Raw genomic sequence first — 1,003 nt, 5'->3', positions numbered from 1 at the left:
TAGACTACGCTTATCACAGCTTTCCCATCAAGTTCGATTTTTTCTGAACCGCCTAAATCATTCGCGATAGATGCGCTCACCTGAAGCGGTATAATGGCGTTCGTTACAGGAGTTGGGGTTGTTTCACCTGGTTTTACAAAGGTGTAATAATAGCTTTGATCGACTGCAAGCGGATAAGCGGTGAGCGTTTGCCATGCTCTTTTTTGCCCTGTTATGACGGCATCTGCACCTGCTATTGATACAGCTAACGTCTGGCTACCATTGCTGGCACTAATGTTGTTGCTATCAATTAACACGGCATAACTACCGATATTTTTATTATCTTTTGTTTTCCCTAAGCCGAATAAGCGCGTTGTCTGGCTAATATAACCTCCGCCATTTAAGGTATATTTTACACCACTCTGACCCCCACTATCTTTTCCGGTGGTCATACTATCCATTCGTGTATCACGAGCGGTAATCGCAATGCCGGTAGCGGATTCGCAAGTTATAGTCATATTAATATTACGTGTTCCAATCTGTGTGTAGTGCTGCGTTGAAAGTCTATTGACTGAATGACTACCGAAGTTAACAACTCCGCCGTTGCTTAGTATTGGAGTACAAGCTGCAGCTTCCAGAGTCACCTTAACGTCAATTGATACTCTATCAGCGGCTTGCGCTGACATGGCAAAAAAGGCACTTCCGGCAATCAGTAATTTTACATTGTTCATTTTGCCTCCACCAGGACCGTCAGATTGCCTGTAATATCTGTCATGTCGGTTAGTTCCCCTTCATCCTTAAAAGCTGGAGCCATTGTCAGTGTGAGGCTAACGCTTTTACCGCTATCAATTACCACTTCTTGACCATTTTGCATAAACACCAGCCAATTATTGGGGGAAGTACTAATTGATGCTGTTCCTGTGCTGCCCGGATTGTCATTTTTGCCACTGGCTAACGCCAGGTCGAGATTGTTACTACCTGAAAATGCATCGCTGGCGATCAGATTTAATGAACCATTCGGGCC

Annotated in this window: 1 protein-coding gene and 1 pseudogene; both read right to left on the bottom strand. The window is 44.4% G+C overall.

The window, feature by feature from the left end; genetic code table 11:
• The coding region (locus tag RTW80_RS25975) for a DUF1120 domain-containing protein (RefSeq protein ID WP_032161173.1) at nucleotides 1-710 on the bottom strand (710 nt) is incomplete at its 3' end.
• Nucleotides 707-1,003 (bottom strand): annotated as a pseudogene (locus RTW80_RS25970) (YhcE family protein); the annotation flags it as partial. The pseudogene RTW80_RS25970 and the gene RTW80_RS25975, both read right to left, overlap by 4 nt.

Origin of the sequence: Escherichia sp. AM3 (genome assembly GCF_032029835.1) — a bacterium.
In the GTDB taxonomy this organism is placed as follows: Bacteria; Pseudomonadota; Gammaproteobacteria; order Enterobacterales; family Enterobacteriaceae; genus Escherichia; species Escherichia coli.
The sequence above is the reverse complement of the archived record's forward strand: the minus strand, read 5'-3'. Positions and strand labels throughout refer to the sequence as shown.